16 protein-coding genes and 2 tRNA genes are annotated in these 17,823 nt (G+C 42.8%); 16 read left to right on the top strand and 2 right to left on the bottom strand.

Annotated elements, in window-relative coordinates:
• Positions 1-21: 21 nt before the first annotated feature.
• From tolB to recC, 9 genes are all read left to right on the top strand, one after another.
• On the top strand, positions 22-1,266 hold the full coding sequence (gene tolB, locus DK428_RS11260) for a Tol-Pal system beta propeller repeat protein TolB (RefSeq protein WP_420837008.1): 1,245 nt from the start codon (positions 22-24) through the stop codon (positions 1,264-1,266).
• Between the two features lie 14 nt (positions 1,267-1,280).
• Complete coding sequence (pal, locus tag DK428_RS11255; protein WP_109064436.1) at positions 1,281-1,742, top strand: peptidoglycan-associated lipoprotein Pal; 462 nt, start codon at positions 1,281-1,283, stop codon at positions 1,740-1,742.
• 276 nt (positions 1,743-2,018) lie between these two features.
• Positions 2,019-2,094: transfer RNA gene (locus DK428_RS11250), tRNA-Lys, on the top strand.
• A gap of 23 nt (positions 2,095-2,117) precedes the next feature.
• Positions 2,118-2,194 (top strand) — tRNA-Lys (locus DK428_RS11245).
• A gap of 181 nt (positions 2,195-2,375) precedes the next feature.
• Positions 2,376-2,897 carry a prepilin-type N-terminal cleavage/methylation domain-containing protein gene (locus tag DK428_RS11240; protein WP_109064437.1) on the top strand — a complete coding sequence of 174 codons (522 nt, stop codon included), beginning with the start codon at positions 2,376-2,378 and terminating at the stop codon, positions 2,895-2,897.
• Positions 2,884-3,627, top strand: coding sequence for a hypothetical protein (locus DK428_RS11235; RefSeq protein WP_420837006.1), 744 nt, complete (start codon positions 2,884-2,886; stop codon positions 3,625-3,627). Before DK428_RS11240 ends, DK428_RS11235 begins: the two co-directional genes overlap by 14 nt.
• Positions 3,624-4,310 (top strand): DUF2572 family protein, encoded by a 687-nt coding sequence (locus tag DK428_RS11230; RefSeq protein ID WP_109064439.1) that lies wholly within the window; start codon positions 3,624-3,626, stop codon positions 4,308-4,310. The genes DK428_RS11235 and DK428_RS11230 overlap by 4 nt, the downstream gene beginning before the upstream one ends.
• Positions 4,294-4,596: a DUF5374 domain-containing protein gene (locus tag DK428_RS11225; RefSeq protein WP_005701125.1), complete on the top strand. Its 303-nt coding sequence runs from the start codon at positions 4,294-4,296 to the stop codon at positions 4,594-4,596. Before DK428_RS11230 ends, DK428_RS11225 begins: the two co-directional genes overlap by 17 nt.
• Positions 4,597-4,633: 37 nt before the next feature.
• Entirely contained in the window at positions 4,634-8,011 is a 3,378-nt protein-coding gene (gene recC / locus DK428_RS11220) for an exodeoxyribonuclease V subunit gamma (RefSeq protein ID WP_109064440.1), read from the top strand.
• A 2-nt stretch (positions 8,012-8,013) separates the two neighbouring features.
• Here recC and rimI read toward each other — a convergent pair whose 3' ends face one another.
• Together rimI and DK428_RS11210 are read right to left on the bottom strand one after the other, a co-directional pair.
• Positions 8,014-8,457: a ribosomal protein S18-alanine N-acetyltransferase gene (rimI, locus tag DK428_RS11215; RefSeq protein WP_005701123.1), complete on the bottom strand. Its 444-nt coding sequence runs from the start codon at positions 8,455-8,457 to the stop codon at positions 8,014-8,016.
• 12 nt (positions 8,458-8,469) lie between these two features.
• Positions 8,470-8,910: a DNA polymerase III subunit psi gene (locus DK428_RS11210; RefSeq protein ID WP_109064441.1), complete on the bottom strand. Its 441-nt coding sequence runs from the start codon at positions 8,908-8,910 to the stop codon at positions 8,470-8,472.
• A 67-nt stretch (positions 8,911-8,977) separates the two neighbouring features.
• Here DK428_RS11210 and rsmC point away from each other — a divergent pair, with 67 nt between their 5' ends.
• The 7 genes from rsmC to DK428_RS11175 all read left to right on the top strand — a co-directional run bounded on the left by rsmC (position 8,978) and on the right by DK428_RS11175 (position 17,476).
• Complete coding sequence (rsmC, locus tag DK428_RS11205; RefSeq protein WP_109064442.1) at positions 8,978-9,982, top strand: 16S rRNA (guanine(1207)-N(2))-methyltransferase RsmC; 1,005 nt, start codon at positions 8,978-8,980, stop codon at positions 9,980-9,982.
• A gap of 85 nt (positions 9,983-10,067) precedes the next feature.
• The gene (locus tag DK428_RS11200; protein WP_005701120.1) at positions 10,068-11,489 is read left to right on the top strand and encodes a sucrose-specific PTS transporter subunit IIBC; all 1,422 of its coding nucleotides are present in this window, start codon (positions 10,068-10,070) and stop codon (positions 11,487-11,489) included.
• Positions 11,490-11,612: 123 nt separating this feature from the next.
• Positions 11,613-12,374, top strand: coding sequence for a tetratricopeptide repeat protein (locus tag DK428_RS11195; RefSeq protein ID WP_109064443.1), 762 nt, complete (start codon positions 11,613-11,615; stop codon positions 12,372-12,374).
• Positions 12,375-12,531: 157 nt separating this feature from the next.
• A complete protein-coding gene (gene purH, locus DK428_RS11190; RefSeq protein ID WP_109064444.1) occupies positions 12,532-14,133 on the top strand; it encodes a bifunctional phosphoribosylaminoimidazolecarboxamide formyltransferase/IMP cyclohydrolase in 1,602 nt (533 codons plus the stop codon).
• Between the two features lie 190 nt (positions 14,134-14,323).
• Positions 14,324-15,607, top strand: a complete 1,284-nt coding sequence (purD, locus tag DK428_RS11185; protein ID WP_109064445.1) for a phosphoribosylamine--glycine ligase — start codon at positions 14,324-14,326, stop codon at positions 15,605-15,607.
• Between the two features lie 17 nt (positions 15,608-15,624).
• On the top strand, positions 15,625-16,848 hold the full coding sequence (locus DK428_RS11180) for a DUF711 family protein (RefSeq protein WP_109064446.1): 1,224 nt from the start codon (positions 15,625-15,627) through the stop codon (positions 16,846-16,848).
• Between the two features lie 79 nt (positions 16,849-16,927).
• Positions 16,928-17,476, top strand: a complete 549-nt coding sequence (locus DK428_RS11175; protein ID WP_109064447.1) for a hypothetical protein — start codon at positions 16,928-16,930, stop codon at positions 17,474-17,476.
• The last annotated feature ends 347 nt before the right edge of the window (positions 17,477-17,823 follow it).

Raw genomic sequence — 17,823 nt, 5'->3', positions numbered from 1 at the left:
CAAATTTTTAGCTTATTTATTATGCTATTAGGGCTAACCTCGGTTTCCCGAGCGGAAGTTCGTATTGTGATTGATGAGGTGATGGATTCTGCTCGTCCAATCGCAGTCGTACCGTTTAAGTGGAATGGTCCGGGTAGCGCACCGGCAGATATTGCAAAGATTATTTCTGATGATTTGCGTAATAGTGGAAAATTTAATCCGTTAGAAGTCGGCAAAATGCCTCAACAACCAACCTCAGCCGCGGAAGTGAATCCTCAAGTTTGGTCTGCGCAAGGTATTGAAGCTGTTATTGTGGGGCAAGTAACACCATCAAACGGTGGTTTTGATATCGCCTATCAGCTCGTTGACACGATGGGAAGTGCGGGTTCAATTCTTTCCCAAAACCAATATACCGTAACACAAAAATGGCTTCGCTATGGTGCTCATACCGTAAGTGATGAGGCTTTTGAAAAGCTAACCGGGATCAAGGGGGCGTTTAGAACCCGTATTGCGTACGTTGTACAAAAAAATGGAGGTTCTCAACCTTATGAAGTACGCGTGTCCGATTATGATGGTTTCAACCAATTTATCGTAAACAGAAGCTCTCAACCGTTTATGTCTCCGTCATGGTCTCCGGATGGTAAAAAATTGGCTTATGTTTCTTTTGAAAACAAAAAAGCACAAATTATTTTGCAAGATCTTGGATCTATGGCGCGTAAAGTTGTTGCTTCATTCCCGGGACATAATGGTGCACCGGCATTTTCTCCGGACGGTTCAAGATTAGCATTCGCTTCTTCAAAAGATGGTGTATTGAATATTTATGTAACAAATTTGGGTAGTGGACAGGTTTCTCAGTTAACCAGCGGTGCCGGTAATAATACCGAGCCATCTTGGTCGCCTGATGGCCAATCAATCGTGTTCACATCCGATAGAGGCGGCTCTCCGCAAGTTTATCGTATGAGTGCATCCGGTGGTGGTGCGTCTTTGGTCGGTGGACGCGGTAGTGGTCAAATCAGCTCAGATGGTAGTACCTTAGTAATGATCGATGGAAGTAATAACATTGTGAAAAAAGATTTGGCATCAGGTAGTGCCGAAGTACTAAGCTCAACTTTCTTAGACGAAAGCCCGAGCATTTCACCGAATGGTATTATGATTATTTATAGTTCTACCCAAGGCTTAGGAAAGGTGCTACAATTAGTATCCGCCGATGGACGCTTTAAAGCACGTTTACCTGGAAATGATGGACAAGTGAAATTTCCAGCTTGGTCACCATACTTAACTAAATAAATAAGGAGAAATCAATGAATAAATTGACTAAAGCATTATTAGTTGCCGGTTCAGTAGCTGTATTAGCAGCTTGTGGATCTTCTAACAAAACTGAAAACGGTAATGGTAGCAACCAAACTTTTGGTGGCTATTCCGTTCAAGATTTGCAACAACGTTATAACACCGTATTATTCGGTTTTGATAAATACGATATTCAAGGTGAATATGTTCAAATCTTAGATGCTCACGCTGCATACTTAAACGCAACTCCGGCAACAAGTGTACGTGTTGAAGGTCATACTGATGAACGTGGTACACCGGAATATAACATGGCATTAGGTGAGCGTCGTGCACACGCAGTACAAAACTACCTAACTTCTAAAGGTGTTCAAGCAGGTCAAGTTTCTACCGTTTCTTACGGTGAAGAAAAACCGGCTGAGTTAGGTCATGACGAAGCTGCATACTCTAAAAACCGTCGTGCAGTGTTAGCATACTAATTTATTGTATCGTACAAAAAAACCGGGTAGTATCCCGGTTTTTTGTTTTTATGTATGTAAATGTTATTTTTGAGAAATACTGCCTTAACGGCTTCTTCTCATCGGTCTGCAGAGAAAATCAATACTAAAAATTTGATGAATTTTTTGACCGCACTTTATTGATACAATATCTATAGTTCTTGGTGAGTATTCAGACAAATAAGTAAAAAAATAAAATTTTTTATTGATTATTAAATTAAAATCAGTATTATAGGCGCTCGTTGTTAAATATTACTTGGGTCGTTAGCTCAGTCGGTAGAGCAGCGGACTTTTAATCCGTTGGTCGAAGGTTCGAATCCTTCACGACCCACCAATTTAAAGCTGTATTTCCCAAATGGGTCGTTAGCTTAGTCTGGTAGAGCAGTGGACTCTTAATCCATTGGTCATAGGTTCGAATCCTATACGACCCACCAACTTCTTATCTCTACTGTCTAATTAATCAATTTCAATATCTTTATGTTGTAATTTCGTATTCCTTCTAATTTATTTCTCTTACAAATTTTTATGTTTTGCGATCCGGATCGCGAAAACTCTCCTTGAGCATTTCTTTTCTTTATCCGCCTGATTAAAGTGCGGTCAAAAAAAGGAACGTTTATGCAAAAGGGATTTACCCTGTTAGAAATCTTGATCGCTCTGCTGATAATAAGTGTATTGCTCACATTGTCGCTTCCCGCATGGCAGCAGTATCGTCAGCAAAATATTTTGCAGAAAGAACAACAAAAGCTGTATATCTTTTTGCGTCAAATTCAGGCTCGAGTGGAAAATTCATCTGACATTTGGTTTTTAATTGCCAACCGCCATCAAATGACGCAACGTTGGTGCCTCACTGCGCAAATTAAGAGTGACAAATTATGTGATTGTCTCAACCCGCAACATTGCCCGCAAGAGGTTTCCGCACATTTTTACTACCCTACATTTGAAGACACCATGTTAATCAGCAAGCGTTACTATCCTTTTGAATTTACTCGCTTGAGTGGTATTCGGAACACGGCGTCAACAGCTTGTTTTGTGTTACAAGCGAATCATCAACAAACCCTATTTTCATTTTTTAATGTGGGTAGTTTGAAGTTAAAAGATAACCAATCCTTAAGCGCCTGTGTTAATGATGAAGAATAGAATTAGGTTAAAACAAAAATACCATTCGGGACAAAGTTTGGTGAGCTTAATGCTTTCGGTGTCGCTTTCTTCGTTTTTACTCTTGGTAATTTTGCAGTTTTATAGTCAACATCAGCAACAGAATCAGGAGATTCTTTTACGTTTGCAGTTACAAACGGAGTTACAACGCGTTGTTCAGCTTATGGGAAAAGATTTGGCGCGTACCGGTTTTCGGGCAGTAAGCGATAAGTTAACAAAAGATAACTTGTCCTTATTTGAACAACCAAATCAGCCCTCAGCAATCACTATCGCTCAAATGAATGCAGAGAAAAACAACAGTTGTGTTGTATTTTTTTATGATCTTGATGCTAACGGTTGTGTGGGAGGGCAATATAAAGGCGATACTTGTCTGGCGAATGGGCGAAATGCAACCAAAGAAATTGAACGCGAATTATTCGGTTATCGGCTCAATAAAAAAATGCTGGAAACCCGTTTAACGTATAAAAGTGCGGTGAAACAAAATTGCAGTTTAGAAGATTGCCAACGATATACCCAACAATCTGCCTGTAATCATGGTGGTTGGGTGGATTTGTTAGATAAAAAAGAATATGAAATCTCTCATTTAACCTTTGATTGGCTGGCGGAACAAAAAGGCATTGAAGTGCGTTTAATTGGGAATTTAAAGCAGAATAAAAAAATTTCCTACGAAACCGCCATCGTTGTGCCGTTATTAAACGGGGAAGTGCCATGATAAAGGCTCAACGGGGCATGATGACAATCACCTTGTTGGTGTTGCTCAGTGGTGTTTTGCTTCTTGCCATGCTATTTAACGATGATTTACTTCGTTTGTATTCATCCATTGTCTCTCAGCGACATTTATATGTGGAACAACACCTAACCTTGCAACATCTCAGCTTTACGGAGAAAAATGCGCGTTGCGAACAGCTTTCCACGCAGGAAAGCGGCGATACATTTTTATTGACATTCCGCTTGGATAACAATCGATTCGTTGATGGTGTGAGGCATTATGTGTGGTGCCGCCGGGATAAATTGTTTCAAAAACAGCCGGTGCGAAACAATCATGAAAAATTGTTTGATCAGTTTATTTCCGAAGCGGGGCTTGTACTTTTTCGTCAACAACTGCAGTCGCCACCGTTAATCTTAGCTAAGTCTCCCTCTGTGGCATTGTATTGGTTCGGTGTAGGTGAAACTGAATGGGAGATTGACAAAAACGTGAATGCGGTGATTGTCGCTGAAGGCGATTTACATATTCGCGGTCAAGGCAAAATTAGCGGTTCGATTATTACGAAAGGGCGATTAACTTTAGATGAAAATATCAAGGTGACTTATTCAAAATCCGTTGCAACACAGATTGTGCAACAATACAGCCGTTGGCGTTTAGCGGAGAAGAGTTGGTATGATTTCACGCCTTAATTTTATTCGACAGAAAGGCATGAGCTTGCTGTCGTTGTTGGTGGCATTAAGTTTATTTAGCGGCATTTTTCTCACGTTTAACCAATGGGGTAATGCACAACGTAAAAGTGCGGTGGAAATTTACCAACGTTTTCAAGGGATCCAAATTGCCGAAAATCAACGGCAACGCCAGTTTCTTGGTTTGTCTTGTGAAAGTGAGATTTACCAAAATCATATTCGTTTTCAGGTGGTTTGTCGGCAAAATCAGGTGACGGTGAAATATCCTCGCGGTGAAATTAGTTTATAATAGCGCAACTTATATTTGGCGAATTCCCGGAGGTTGTGTGTTTACCGTTTATCATTCCAATCAGCTTGAGGTGCAAAAAAGCATTCTGGTTGAGTTAATTCAACGTCAACCGCTGAGTAATTCGCTCCAATCGGAAATCGTTTTAGTGCAAAGCCCGGGCATGGCGCAATGGTTACAATTGCAAATAGCCGAGCAAAAAGGCATTGCGGCGAATTTTGCTTTCCCGATGCCCGCCAGTTTTATTTGGCAGCTTTATGCCGACAATTTACCTGATGTCTCTCAAAGCAACCAATTCAACAAAAATGCCATGATGTGGCGCTTAATTCGCTTGATTCCCGCCTATTTACATCAACCTGATTTCCAACCACTACGGCATTATTTGGCGCATTCCGCGCAGTCGGAACAGTTTAAACTCTACCAATTGGCAGGGAAAGTCGCCGATTTATTCGACCAATATTTAGTTTACCGCCCCGATTGGATTAGCGCTTGGGAAGAACATCGGGACGTTGAAATTTGCCAACAAATCGAAAGCCAATTAAGCGTTGATAATGATCGTTTACTGGCGCAGATTCAACAGAACATTGCATGGCAGGGCGTATTGTGGCGCGCTTTGGTGCAAATGGTAAAAACCGATACCGGGTTGGATTTGGTACAACACCGCGCCCATTTACACCGGTTACTGTTAGAAAAACTCCGCGAAAATCGACCGCTCTTTTTACCCGAACGCTTATTCATTTTCGGTATTCCTGCCTTGCCAAAAGTCTATTTGGAAATTTTTCAGGCGATTAGCCAATATTGTGATGTGCATTTGTTCTTCAATAATCCTTGCGAGGAATATTGGGGCTATATTGTGGATCCGACATTTATAGAAAAATTAGCGTTACGTCGGCGCACCGACTATCGCAATCAACAGGAAAAACCGTTACTGTCGGCGGAGCAAGTTGAGCTTGTGCAGCAACAATGGGACGTGACTTACGATCAGGAAAAATTACAGGTAGGGAACCCCTTATTAGCTTCATGGGGAAAATTGGGACGGGATTTTTCTTATTTATTGACACAGTTGGAACCGCAGGAAATTTCAGCTTATGTAGAGATTGCACCGCGTAATTTATTATCGCAATTACAACATCAGATTCTGCATTTAATGCCAAGTGGCACCGAACCGTTAAATTATGTGGAAAATGACCGCTCTTTAACCTTCCATTCTTGCCATAGCGTGATGCGCGAGGTGGAAACCTTACAAGATTATTTATTGCATTTGTTCCAAATGGATCCAAACCTTACGCCGAAAGATATTATCGTGATGGTGGCGGATATTGACAAATATACGCCGTATATTCAGGCGATCTTTGGGCAAAACAGTGCACCGAACAGCGCCATTCCGTTTTCTATTTCCGATAACAAATTATCGGAAAATGATGTGCTGATTGCCGGGTTCTTGGCATTGCTACAGCTAAAAGAAAGCACATTCAGCGCGGAAGATGTATTGGCGTTTTTGGATATTCCGGCAATTCGTGAACGTTTTGCCATTGAATTGCAGGATCTTGCTCAAATTCGTGATTGGGTAAAAAATGCGGGCGTGCGTTTCGGGTTGGAGAAAAATGCCGACGGCGAAACCAATTATAATTCATGGCAGGCGGGCTTAGAGCGAATGTTGCTTGGTTATGCGTTGCGTGAGGAAAACGGCATTTGGCAGGATAGCCTTGGGTTAGATAACAGTTTTGGGTTGAAAGGACAGTTAGTCGGGCGATTGTCGGAATTTATAGAACGCTTGTTTGCGTGGTATCAAACTTTACAGCATTCCTTCAACATCAAGCAGTGGCAACAGTATTTAACGGCATTGGCAGATGATTTTTTTGCGGTCACAATCGAAACCAATGAAACCTTGTTTTATATAAAAGACGTGATTCAACAATTTGCCGAACAGTTGCAGGACGTGCATTTTGAGCAACCTTTAGTCATGGATGTTGTGGCAGATGTGATGAATAGTGCTTTGGAAGAAAACCCAAATCACTATCGCTTTTTGGCGGGCAAAGTGAATTTTTGCACCTTATTACCCATGCGTTCTATTCCGTTCAAAGTGGTGTGTTTGTTAGGGATGAATGATGGTGAGTATCCTCGCCAACAACAAGCCAATAGTTTTGATTTAATGCAATATCATCGCATCAAAGGCGATCGTGCACGCCGTGATGACGATCGTTATTTGTTCCTTGAAGCACTGCTGTCTGCGCAGGAATATTTGTACATCAGTTACATTGGGCGTTCCATTTCTGATAATCAAGAACGTGAGCCCTCCGTATTGGTGAGCCAGTTATTGGATTACATCGTGGAAAATCTGCCGGATGGAGGCAAAGATTGTCGTGCATTACTGGTGCAACAACATGGCATGACGGCATTCAGTCGAAAAAACTTTGAAAAAAACGACCGCACTTTTAGTCAATCTTTTGCGCAACAATGGCTACCGTTGGCCAATTCACAAGCCGATCGAATCTTGCAAGATTTTATTCAACCCATGGATTTCGATGCTTGGGAAGAAGAGCGCGACATTGAATTTTCCCGTTTGGTGGCTTTTGTAAAAAATCCGGTGAAATTTTTCTTTGAGCGTCGTCTTGGCGTGAATTTTTCCGAACAGGAAGAAAGCATTGCCGATAGCGAAAATTTTGCCTTGGATAACGCCTTGGAAAAATACGCTATTCATGCGGAATTGGTGGAGTTTGATGGCGACCAAACAAATGCGTTTTTTGCCCGCCAAAAAGTGAAAGGTGTGCTGCCACGCGGTGAGTTTGCTACCTTGTATGCCAATCAATTATTGGCGGAAACGAACGCGTTTAAAGAGAAAATTATCGATTATGTGTCACAAACTCCGCATAGCCTTTTTGCTCAATTGGCGGTGCCGACCAAAAACGGTGAAATTACCTTGGCAGGTAATGTGGATCGCCTGTATGGCGAACCTTCACAGCGGGTAACTTGGCGTATGGCGACAGTGAAAGACAAAGATCGCATTGAGGCATGGCTGTATCATCTATTGTTATGCGCCACGCAGCCACAGCCGACGGAATCCATTTTTCAAGGCAAGGACAAACGCGAGATTTTTCATGTGGTGCCTCAACCGGAGGCCGTTGCGCAACTGCAAATTTATGTCGAAAGCTATTTAGCCGGATACGCACAATTACAGCTGATTCCGACAACAGGCATTGACGCGTATTTGGAACTGATTTCCAATGAAAGTGCGGTCGATTTTGAACAATGTTTTGCGCGGCTAACCAAAATTGCCGAAGGTGATGATTATTCCTGTGGCGATTTATATTGGCAACGCGTGTTGGTGCAAACGCAGGAATTAGATTTGAATTGGATAAATCAGCAGGTGAAAGCGTGGTTTGCACCGATGTTGCAAGCAATTAAGAGGGAAAGATAGTCTTATAAATAGGCCGCCATGACCACGGCATTCTCCCGTTTGCCATCGGGCGTCGGGTAATAGTTTTTGCGGATGTCCACTTGATTAAAGCCCAGCGAATCATAAAGCGCTAGGGCTTTTTTATTGGATTCGCGCACTTCTAGCCACAATGTCAAAATGCCTTTTTGTCTGAGTTGGGTGATGAGTTCGTTTAAGAGTTGTCGTCCGAGTCCCAAACCTTGTTTTTGCGGATCGATAGCAATATTAAATAGGGTGGCCTCATCTAGTACGGTCTGACAAATAGCAAACCCGTAAATCTTATTTTCTTCGAGGATCTTTAAATTGAGATAACGCTCGCCTTGGTTATTTTTCAACGTGCCTAAACTCCAAGGCACGGCGTGAGCCGCCTGCTCAATGGCATAAAGTTCGTCAAAGTCTTGTTCTTCAATCAGCGAAATGGTTATCACGACAGATCCTTGTTATTCGGCATTGATGGAAGGGGATTGTTGAATGGTTTGCCAAAATTGACGTTTTGCCTGCGGATTTTGTTTAAATTCCTCAAGATCATCAGACTGCCAGACATTTAACGGTTGTTGGAGAGGTAAAGTGCGGTCGTTTTTCGATGTGTTTTTAGAAAGCAACCAATAACTGACTTCGTGGTTGACTTGCAAATAAGTAAGCTGCTCAAACGTGATGTTTAATACTTGCTCGCTATTAAGCGTCAAGCTGCGTAACACATCCTGCACAACAGCCTGTTGCAACAGATTTTGCTGACTGACGATAATCAAACGAATATGCTCCGGCACGGCAATATTGATAGCGCCCAGCAACACATCAGGACGATGGAGCTGCCATTGGCTGATGCCCATTTGTTGCAGTAATACATCTCGACGGGAGTATGGTTGGCGCGTTTCTTGCATATCTAAAATCAATTCAATCCAGTATAATGGGCGCCCATTTTAACCAATAAGGCAGAGGATTAATAGCGTGATTTGTGCAGAAAGCGAAGTGTTGGAACGGCATTTAGATTTTTTAACTGGGAAGTCGCTGTTGCTTACGGGAGCCGTGAACGATGATTTTCTTTCCGATTTACGACGCCAAGGTTTTAACGCCCGTGCTTGGAGTTGGTATTTTGATTACGCCAACCGAGAAAATCAAAAGCAACAAAGTGCGGTGGATTTTTCCCTCGAATTTCAACGCCAAGCCGATTTGATCCTGTTTTATTGGACGAAGAACAAGCAGGAATGCCATTTCCAATTAATGCAAATTCTCGCCAAAAGCCCGGTGGGGCAAGAAATACTCATTGTCGGCGAAAATCGTAGCGGCGTACGTTCTGTCGAAAATATGCTTGCGGACTTCGGCGATATTCACAAAATCGACTCTGCCCGCCGTTGTAGTCTTTATCATTTTCAGCTAGAAAATCCACCGCACTTTGAGCTGAATTCCTTCTGGAAATCCTACCAATCACCACAACTTGCCGATTTAACCGTGTATGCGTTACCGGGCGTATTCAGCGCCGCCGAACTGGATGGCGGCACCGCATTATTGTTGTCAACGTTAAAAAATGTGTCGGGCGATGTACTGGATATCGGTTGTGGCGCAGGCGTGATTGGCAGTTACATTCAAAAACATCATCCGAAAACCAAGCTTGTAATGACGGATATTCACGCCATGGCGCTTGAATCGGCACAGCGAACGTTGCGAGAAAATCAGTTGCAAGGCACGGTGCTGGCAAGCGATGTGTTTTCTCATGTGGAAGGTAAATTTGACCTGATCATTTCCAACCCGCCGTTTCATGACGGCATTGATACCGCCTATACCGCCGTTAATGAGTTGATTAAACAAGCAAAATGGCATCTTAAGTCCGGTGGTGAATTGCGCATTGTGGCGAATGCCTTTTTGCCTTATGCAGATTGGTTGGATCAACATTTCGGCGGCCATGAGGTATTGGCGAAAAATAATAAGTTTAAGGTGTATTCAGTGCGCGGATGAGTGAATGACGCAGTAAATTCTACTGGCTTAGCAAAAACCTTTTAGCTAGAATTCTACCTATTATTTACTACTTCGGGAGAAGACTATGAACTTTCCTAAAATTGCGCAGCAAGTCATTGAGAAACTTGGTGGAAAAGAGAATATTGCAACCGCCGCACATTGCGCTACACGTTTGCGTATTGTATTGCACGACGAAAGCAAAGTGGACAAGGAAGGTGTTGATAACATTGAAGGTGTTAAAGGTCAGTTTGCCGTGGCAGGACAATATCAAATTATTTTTGGTTCCGGCACAGTGAATAAAGTCCACGCCGAATTAACTAAATTACTCGGTATCGGCGATGTGAGCAAAGCGGAAGTGGCAGAAGCCGCGAGCGGTAACCAAGGTTTATTGCAACGTTTGGTGAAAGGTTTAGCGGATATCTTCGTACCGATCATTCCGGCCATTGTGGCAGGCGGTTTGTTGATGGGTATTTACAGCATGCTCACCGCCAAAGGGTTCTTTGTGGATGAACTCAGCGTCATTGACATGCATCCTGAACTCAAAGATTTAGTGGATTTCATTAATACCATTGCGAACGCACCGTTTGTGTTCTTGCCGGTATTGCTTGGTTTCTCTGCCACCCGTAAGTTTGGTGGTAACCCATTCCTTGGGGCCGCATTAGGGATGTTATTGGTTCACCCGGCACTGGCTGACGGTTGGAACTATGCTTTAACTTTGGCAGAAGGCAAAATCCAATATTGGAATGTGTTTGGTTTGGAAATTGAACGTGTAGGCTATCAAGGCACTGTGATCCCAACCTTAATTTCCGCTTGGGTGTTGGCAACGTTAGAAAAAACGTTTCGTAAATTTGTGCCGTCTTATTTAGATAATTTGGTCACACCGTTATTTTCTTTGTTTATCGCCGGCTTCTTGGCGTTTACCATCATCGGCCCAATCGGACGTGAAGCAGGTTCATTAATCGCGGCAGGGTTAACCTGGTTATATGACACATTAGGTTTCATCGGCGGTGCGATTTTCGGTACCTTCTACGCACCAATCGTGATTACCGGTATGCACCAAACCTTCATTGCGGTGGAAACCCAATTATTGGCGGAAATGGCACGCACCGGCGGTACCTTTATTTTCCCAATTGCGGCAATGTCTAACATTGCGCAGGGCGCCGCCTGTTTGGGCGTGGCATTTGCCTTAAAAGATCCGAAAGTACGCGGCTTGGCCATTCCTTCCGGCATTTCTGCGTTGCTTGGTATTACTGAGCCGGCCATGTTCGGGGTGAACTTGCGTTATCGCCAAGCCTTTATCGCAGCCATGGTTGGCTCCGGTCTGGCGAGTGCGTTCATTGCCTTCTTTAACGTAAAAGCCATCGCCCTTGGTGCGGCAGGTTTCTTAGGTATTCCATCTATTAAACCGGACAGCCTTGCCATGTACAGCATCGGTATGGCCATTTCCTTTATTGTGGCGTTCAGCCTTTCCACGGTTTTAGTGAAACGCGCACAGGCTAAGGCCTAAGTTTATTTCATTTGAAAAAAAAGCACGAATCGGCGAAAGTCGGTTCGTGTTTTTTTATTTTCCTTTTTTTTAAAATGTGCTACATTTTTCCGTCCATAACACATTAAAAAATAAGGATTAAATATGCCATTGTTATTGGGTTTAAGTTTCCTAATTGCTATCTATTTCGCTATTCATGCGGTCAGAACAGGGCAGGACCGTTATTGGCTATTCATTATGTTTAGTTTTCCTTTCCTTGGAAGTGCGGTCTATTTTTTTGCGATTTTTCTTCCTTCTTTCCGTAGCGGTTATTCCGGTCAAATGCTTGAAAGCAAATTGCGCAAAGCCTTGGATCCGAAACGTGAGTTACGTGAAGCCGAACAAAATTTTGAGCAGTCGGAAACCGTGGCAAATCGTTTAGCCTTTGCCAAGGCCTTGCTTGATAATAACCGCGTGTCAGAGGCCTTATCTCATTATCAAGCGGTATTGGCATTAGATTTATATAAAACCAGTCCTGATATTTTATTGGCATACGCTTATGCCTTGTATTTGGCAGATGACGCGGCCTCGGCTAAGCAACAACTGGATTATTTACGTGCGGAAAATCCGGATTATCAATCTAATGAAGGGCATTTGTTGTATGCCAAAATTTTAACTAAATTAGATGATCGAACAGGCGCCATGCGGGAGTTTAATGCGTTGGTGGAGTATTATCCGACTCTTGAAGCGCATATCAGCTACATTGAAATTTTATTGCAGTGGAATGAGACACAGAAAGCGAAACAATTACTGGATTTGGCAGAGTTACACATTAAACGCCAACCACCTCATGTTAAACGCTTGAATGCAGAGTGGATCAAACAAGCAAAACAGTTACGCAAACAGTTACTGCATAATAATAAGTAAAAGTGCGGTGTGATTTTTAATTGTTTTTAAGGGTGCTTCGGCACCCTTCATTATTGAACCCTAAGTAATTGTATTTCAATCAATGCTACATAAACGCAAACGTTTGCGTTATAATACGCCACCTCAAATTTACTTCATAAATCAAAGGAAATTATTCATGCAATCAACTCGCCCCATTCGCCAAGCATTGCTTAGCGTGTCCGATAAATCCGGTATTGTAGAATTCGCCCAAGGCCTTGTAAAACGTGGTGTTAAACTGCTTTCTACCGGCGGTACGGCAAAACTTTTAGAACAAAACGGCTTGCCGGTAACCGAAGTGTCCGATTACACCGGTTTTCCGGAAATGATGGACGGTCGCGTGAAAACCTTACACCCGAAAGTGCACGGCGGGATTTTAGGTCGTCGTGGCACGGATGATGCGATCATGCAGCAACACGGCATTGAAGGCATTGATATGGTGGTGGTGAATTTATATCCTTTCGCCGCAACCGTGGCTAAGCCAAACTGCACGTTAGAAGATGCCGTGGAAAATATTGATATCGGCGGCCCAACCATGGTGCGCTCTGCCGCGAAAAACCATAAAGATGTGGCGATTGTCGTGAACAATCAGGATTTTGATGCCATTCTTGCCGAAATGGATCAACACCACAACAGCCTAACGCTTGAAACCCGTTTTGATCTTGCCATCAAAGCATTTGAACACACCGCGCAATACGATTCCATGATCGCCAACTATTTCGGTCAGTTGGTGAAACCTTATCATGTTGCTGCTGAAGAAGATGCGGAGGCGAAGTGCGGTCAATTCCCGCGGACTTTAAATTTGAACTTCGTGCGTAAACAAACTATGCGTTACGGCGAAAATGCCCACCAAAATGCCGCGTTTTATGTGGATCTCAATGTAAAAGAAGCGAGTGTGGCAACGGCAAACCAACTGCAAGGTAAGGCTTTGTCTTATAACAATATTGCGGATACCGACGCAGCCCTTGAATGTGTAAAAGAATTTGATGAACCGGCCTGCGTGATTGTTAAACACGCCAATCCGTGTGGTGTGGCTTTAGGCAAAGACATTTTAGAGGCCTACAACCGTGCCTATCAAACAGACCCAACCTCAGCCTTTGGCGGCATCATTGCTTTTAACCGTGAATTAGACGAAAAAACGGCAAATGAAATTGTAGAACGTCAATTTGTGGAAGTGATTATCGCACCGAAAGTGTCTGCGGAAGCTGTTGAAGTGGTGAAACGTAAGAAAAATGTCCGTTTGCTTGAATGTGGAGAATGGCAAGCACGTACCCAACGTTTAGATTTCAAACGCGTGAATGGTGGATTGTTAGTACAAGATGCGGATTTAGGCATGGTGGGCTTAGATGATTTAAAAGTGGTCAGCAAACGTCAACCGACCGAACAAGAATTGAAAGATTTATTATTCTGCTGGAAAGTGGCGAAATTCGTGAAATCGAATGCTATTGTTTATGCCAAAGATAACCAAACCATTGGCATTGGCGCAGGCCAAATGAGCCGTGTGTATTCGGCTAAAATTGCAGGCATTAAGGCGCAAGATGAAGGCTTGGAAGTGGCCGGTTGTGTGATGGCATCCGATGCGTTCTTCCCATTCCGTGATGGCATTGATGCGGCGGCGAAAGTAGGCATTCAATGTGTGATTCATCCAGGCGGCTCAATGCGCGATCAGGAAGTGATTGATGCGGCAGATGAGCATAATATGGTGATGGTATTGACCGGAATGCGGCATTTCCGTCATTAATTTATGTCATAACTTCGCTCAATGAACGACTTACTTTTTTACTTATCCCCCCTCTTTCGTAAAGAGGGGGCTAGGGGGAGATTTAAACGATACTAAATGTACTATGAGGTTGAAATAACTTCTGCCAAATCTCCCCTACCCCTCTTTGCTAAAGAGGGGATTAAATTCAAAAAGACACAAGGACTACAACATGAACATCCTCATCATCGGAAACGGCGGTCGTGAACACGCTCTAGCTTGGAAAGCTGCACAATCTCCATTAGCGAATAAAATTTTCGTTGCACCGGGCAATGCCGGGACGGCGTTAGAACAAAAGGTTGAAAACGTGAATATTGCCGCAACGGATGTTCCTGCGTTGGTTAAATTTGCCCAAGATAACCACATTGGTTTAACGATCGTGGGGCCTGAAGCGCCACTTGTGATTGGCGTGGTGGATGCGTTTCGTGTAGCCGGTTTAAACATCTTCGGACCAACGCAAGCGGCGGCGCAATTAGAAGGTTCCAAAGCCTTTACCAAAGATTTCTTAGCCCGTCATAAAATCCCAACAGCGGAATATCAAAACTTCACCGAAGTTGAACCGGCATTGGCTTATTTGCGTGAAAAAGGCGCACCAATTGTCGTTAAAGCGGATGGCTTGGCGGCAGGCAAAGGCGTGATTGTGGCGATGACGTTGAAAGAAGCGGAAGACGCGGTGCGCGATATGCTTTCCGGCAATGCCTTTGGTGAAGCTGGCAGTCGAGTGGTCATTGAAGAATTTTTAGATGGCGAAGAGGCGAGCTTTATCGTCATGGTAGACGGCAAAAATGTCGAGCCTATGGCGACCAGTCAAGACCACAAACGTGTGGGTGAAAAAGACACTGGCTTGAATACTGGCGGTATGGGGGCCTATTCTCCTGCGCCTGTGGTGACACCTGAAATTCATGAGCGCGTGATGCGTGAAGTGATCTATCCAACGGTCAACGGCATGGCGGCAGAAGGCAATGTTTACACCGGTTTCTTGTATGCCGGTTTGATGATCATGCCGAATGGTCAGCCGAAAGTAATCGAATTTAACTGCCGTTTCGGTGATCCGGAAACCCAACCGATCATGTTGCGTTTAGAATCGGATTTAGTGGAACTTTGCCTTAAAGCCTGTGATGGCAAATTGGACGAAGTGAAATCTCAATGGAACCCGAAGGCTTCTTTGGGTATCGTATTGGCAGCAGAAGGCTATCCGGGGGATTATCGTAAAGGTGATGAAATCTCCGGTTTGCCACAAAGTGCGGTCGAAAATGAAAAAGTTTTCTTGGCGGGCGTAGAATCGAAAGCGGGCAAGTTAGTCACCAACGGTGGCCGCGTGCTTTGTGTGACCGCATTAGGTGAAAGCGTATTTGAGGCACAACAAAAAGCCCTGAAACTTGCAGAACAAATCCAATGGAACGGCCGTTTTTATCGTCGTGATATCGGCTATCGCGCCGTGGCTCGTGAACAATAATTAATGTTAAGGATTATATGGATTATAAAAATAAGGAATTATGTCGCATTCGCACAATTAGTTTTTTTCTGACATTGCATAAAGATAAAACTCAATGGGAAGCCGCTCTTCATGCTGTAAAACGTGATGTCGATTTATTATTGCCGGCTGTGCAGAAAGCCGGTTATACCTTGCAATCAATTCGAGTGATTACTAATCCTTTTGGTGAATATTTAGATTTAACCAATTTGCAGACAGCAAAAGCAGATTTGCAATATTTAACGGAGTTATTGAATAAATTTAATGAAAGTGGGATTCGTATTCGATTTGCAATTGGTGCGGCCAGAAATACAGAGGAAATTGCTTTATTGCCTGAGTTAATCGCTGCTTATGGCGATTTGTGTAATGCCTGTGTTAATGTGCCATTAGATGAAAATGGCGTGTTAGATAATGAACTTATTGAGCAATCTGTTTATGCCGTACAACAAATTGCGAACATCACACCTCGTGGCGAAGGTAATTTTAACTTTACTGTGAATTTTAACTGCAAGCCATTTATTCCTTATTTCCCGGCAGGTTACCATCTAAGTCATTTGCCGAACAGTTTTGTCATTGGTTTAGAAACACCGGATTTATTAGTCGAAGTATTAAAATCTGTACCAAAATCGCCTCATAATCAATTTTATGCTGATTGCTATCGAGCTATGTTGCAGGCTCTGCAATATCATGTAGATCAAGTATTAGACATGTTAAGTGCGGTCAAATTATCGGGTGAATTTGAATTTGCAGGCATTGATAGTTCGGCGGCTCCATCAAAAAATTGTTCATCTATGACAAAAGTTTATGAATTAATGGGATTGCCCTATTTTGGTGCGGCTGGTTCAGTAGAGGTTTCTGCTTTACTGACAAAAGTGTTTAAATCAATCCAAGGTGTGCCATTGGTTGGTTTTTCTGGGTTAATGTTGGCGGTGACAGAAGATTTAGGTTTAGCCGAAGGGACACAAAAACAATATTTTGATATTCGTGCTTTACTGATGTATAGCGCCGTATGTGGTATCGGTTTAGACACGGTTCCCGTGGCCGGAAATGTTAAGGCAGAAAGCCTCGCAGCTATTATGCGCGACACTGGGACGATGGCATTTCGCTTAAATAAACCACTAACTGTGCGTTTATTCCCAACTCCGAACAAAAATGTTGGCGAAATGTCGGAGTTTGAGAGTGATGATTTGTGTAATTGCCGTGTTTTGGAGATTCCTTTTTAGGAATAAAAAATAGTTAAAAAAATGACTGCACTTTGAACTTAAACGTCCGGTTTATCATTGTGAGAAAAAGGAGCGTGTTATGAAAAAATGTTTGTTGAGTAGTATGGCTATCTTATTATTGGCAGGTTGCGCTAGTGCTTCCGGCGACACACAAGGTTCAGCATTAGCAGGCGAGTGGATTTGTCATTCTATACCGACGAAAGATAGATTAACCTACGATCGCTTGGATCACTTTATCTTAAAATCCAATGGCTCCGGTTCGTTGTGGGGAATTTCCAGTATTGCGATGGATAAGGAGACAACAATTCGTTATTTGACAAAAGGCAATGTGAAATGGCAGAACAAAAATGATGTCTTAAGTTTTGATTTCACCGATCGTTCTATGGTGCCTGCTCACAGTAAAAATGCTGCTAAAGCCATCAAACAGAATAAAACTCTGCAACAGCAAGAAAAAGAACAATTGGATGATTTTTATTGCAAGTGTAACGATCACGTTGAAATGCCAATTGAGCTTAAACAGGATGGCAATAAGCTGATTTTAGGCAAAGACTATGCGACTTGCCGACAAGTGACGGAGAATGATAAAGACATTAAATTACTAAATCAGTGGTTTAATACGAAGAAATAGCCAGTTGTTATTCTAGGGTTTATAAAAACGCATGTGATTTTGACCGCACTTTGAACGGTATCGTGTGATTGTGGTATCTACTTTCAGTCTTAATAAATGAGTCAACCATTTTAGAAATAGAAAAAATTCTTTTTACCCCATTAACTTTAGCATTTGATGCTGTTTTTTATTCATTAGGGGGCATTACAACTTTAATGGATAAAAGTACTGAAAAATAGTTTAGTAACATGTTTAAGCTGTTTGCAGTAGAATAACAATGCGTAGGTTCTGTATTTGTTTTATAACGTTTTAAATGACTTTGGCACAAATAGTCAGTACCCTTATGATTTAACTTTTTGTAAGTACAG

The sequence above is a fragment of the Aggregatibacter kilianii genome, assembly GCF_003130255.1.
GTDB classification, from domain to species: Bacteria; Pseudomonadota; Gammaproteobacteria; order Enterobacterales; family Pasteurellaceae; genus Aggregatibacter; species Aggregatibacter kilianii.
Note: the sequence above shows the minus strand (reverse complement) of the source record. Positions and strands in the feature narration are given on the sequence as shown.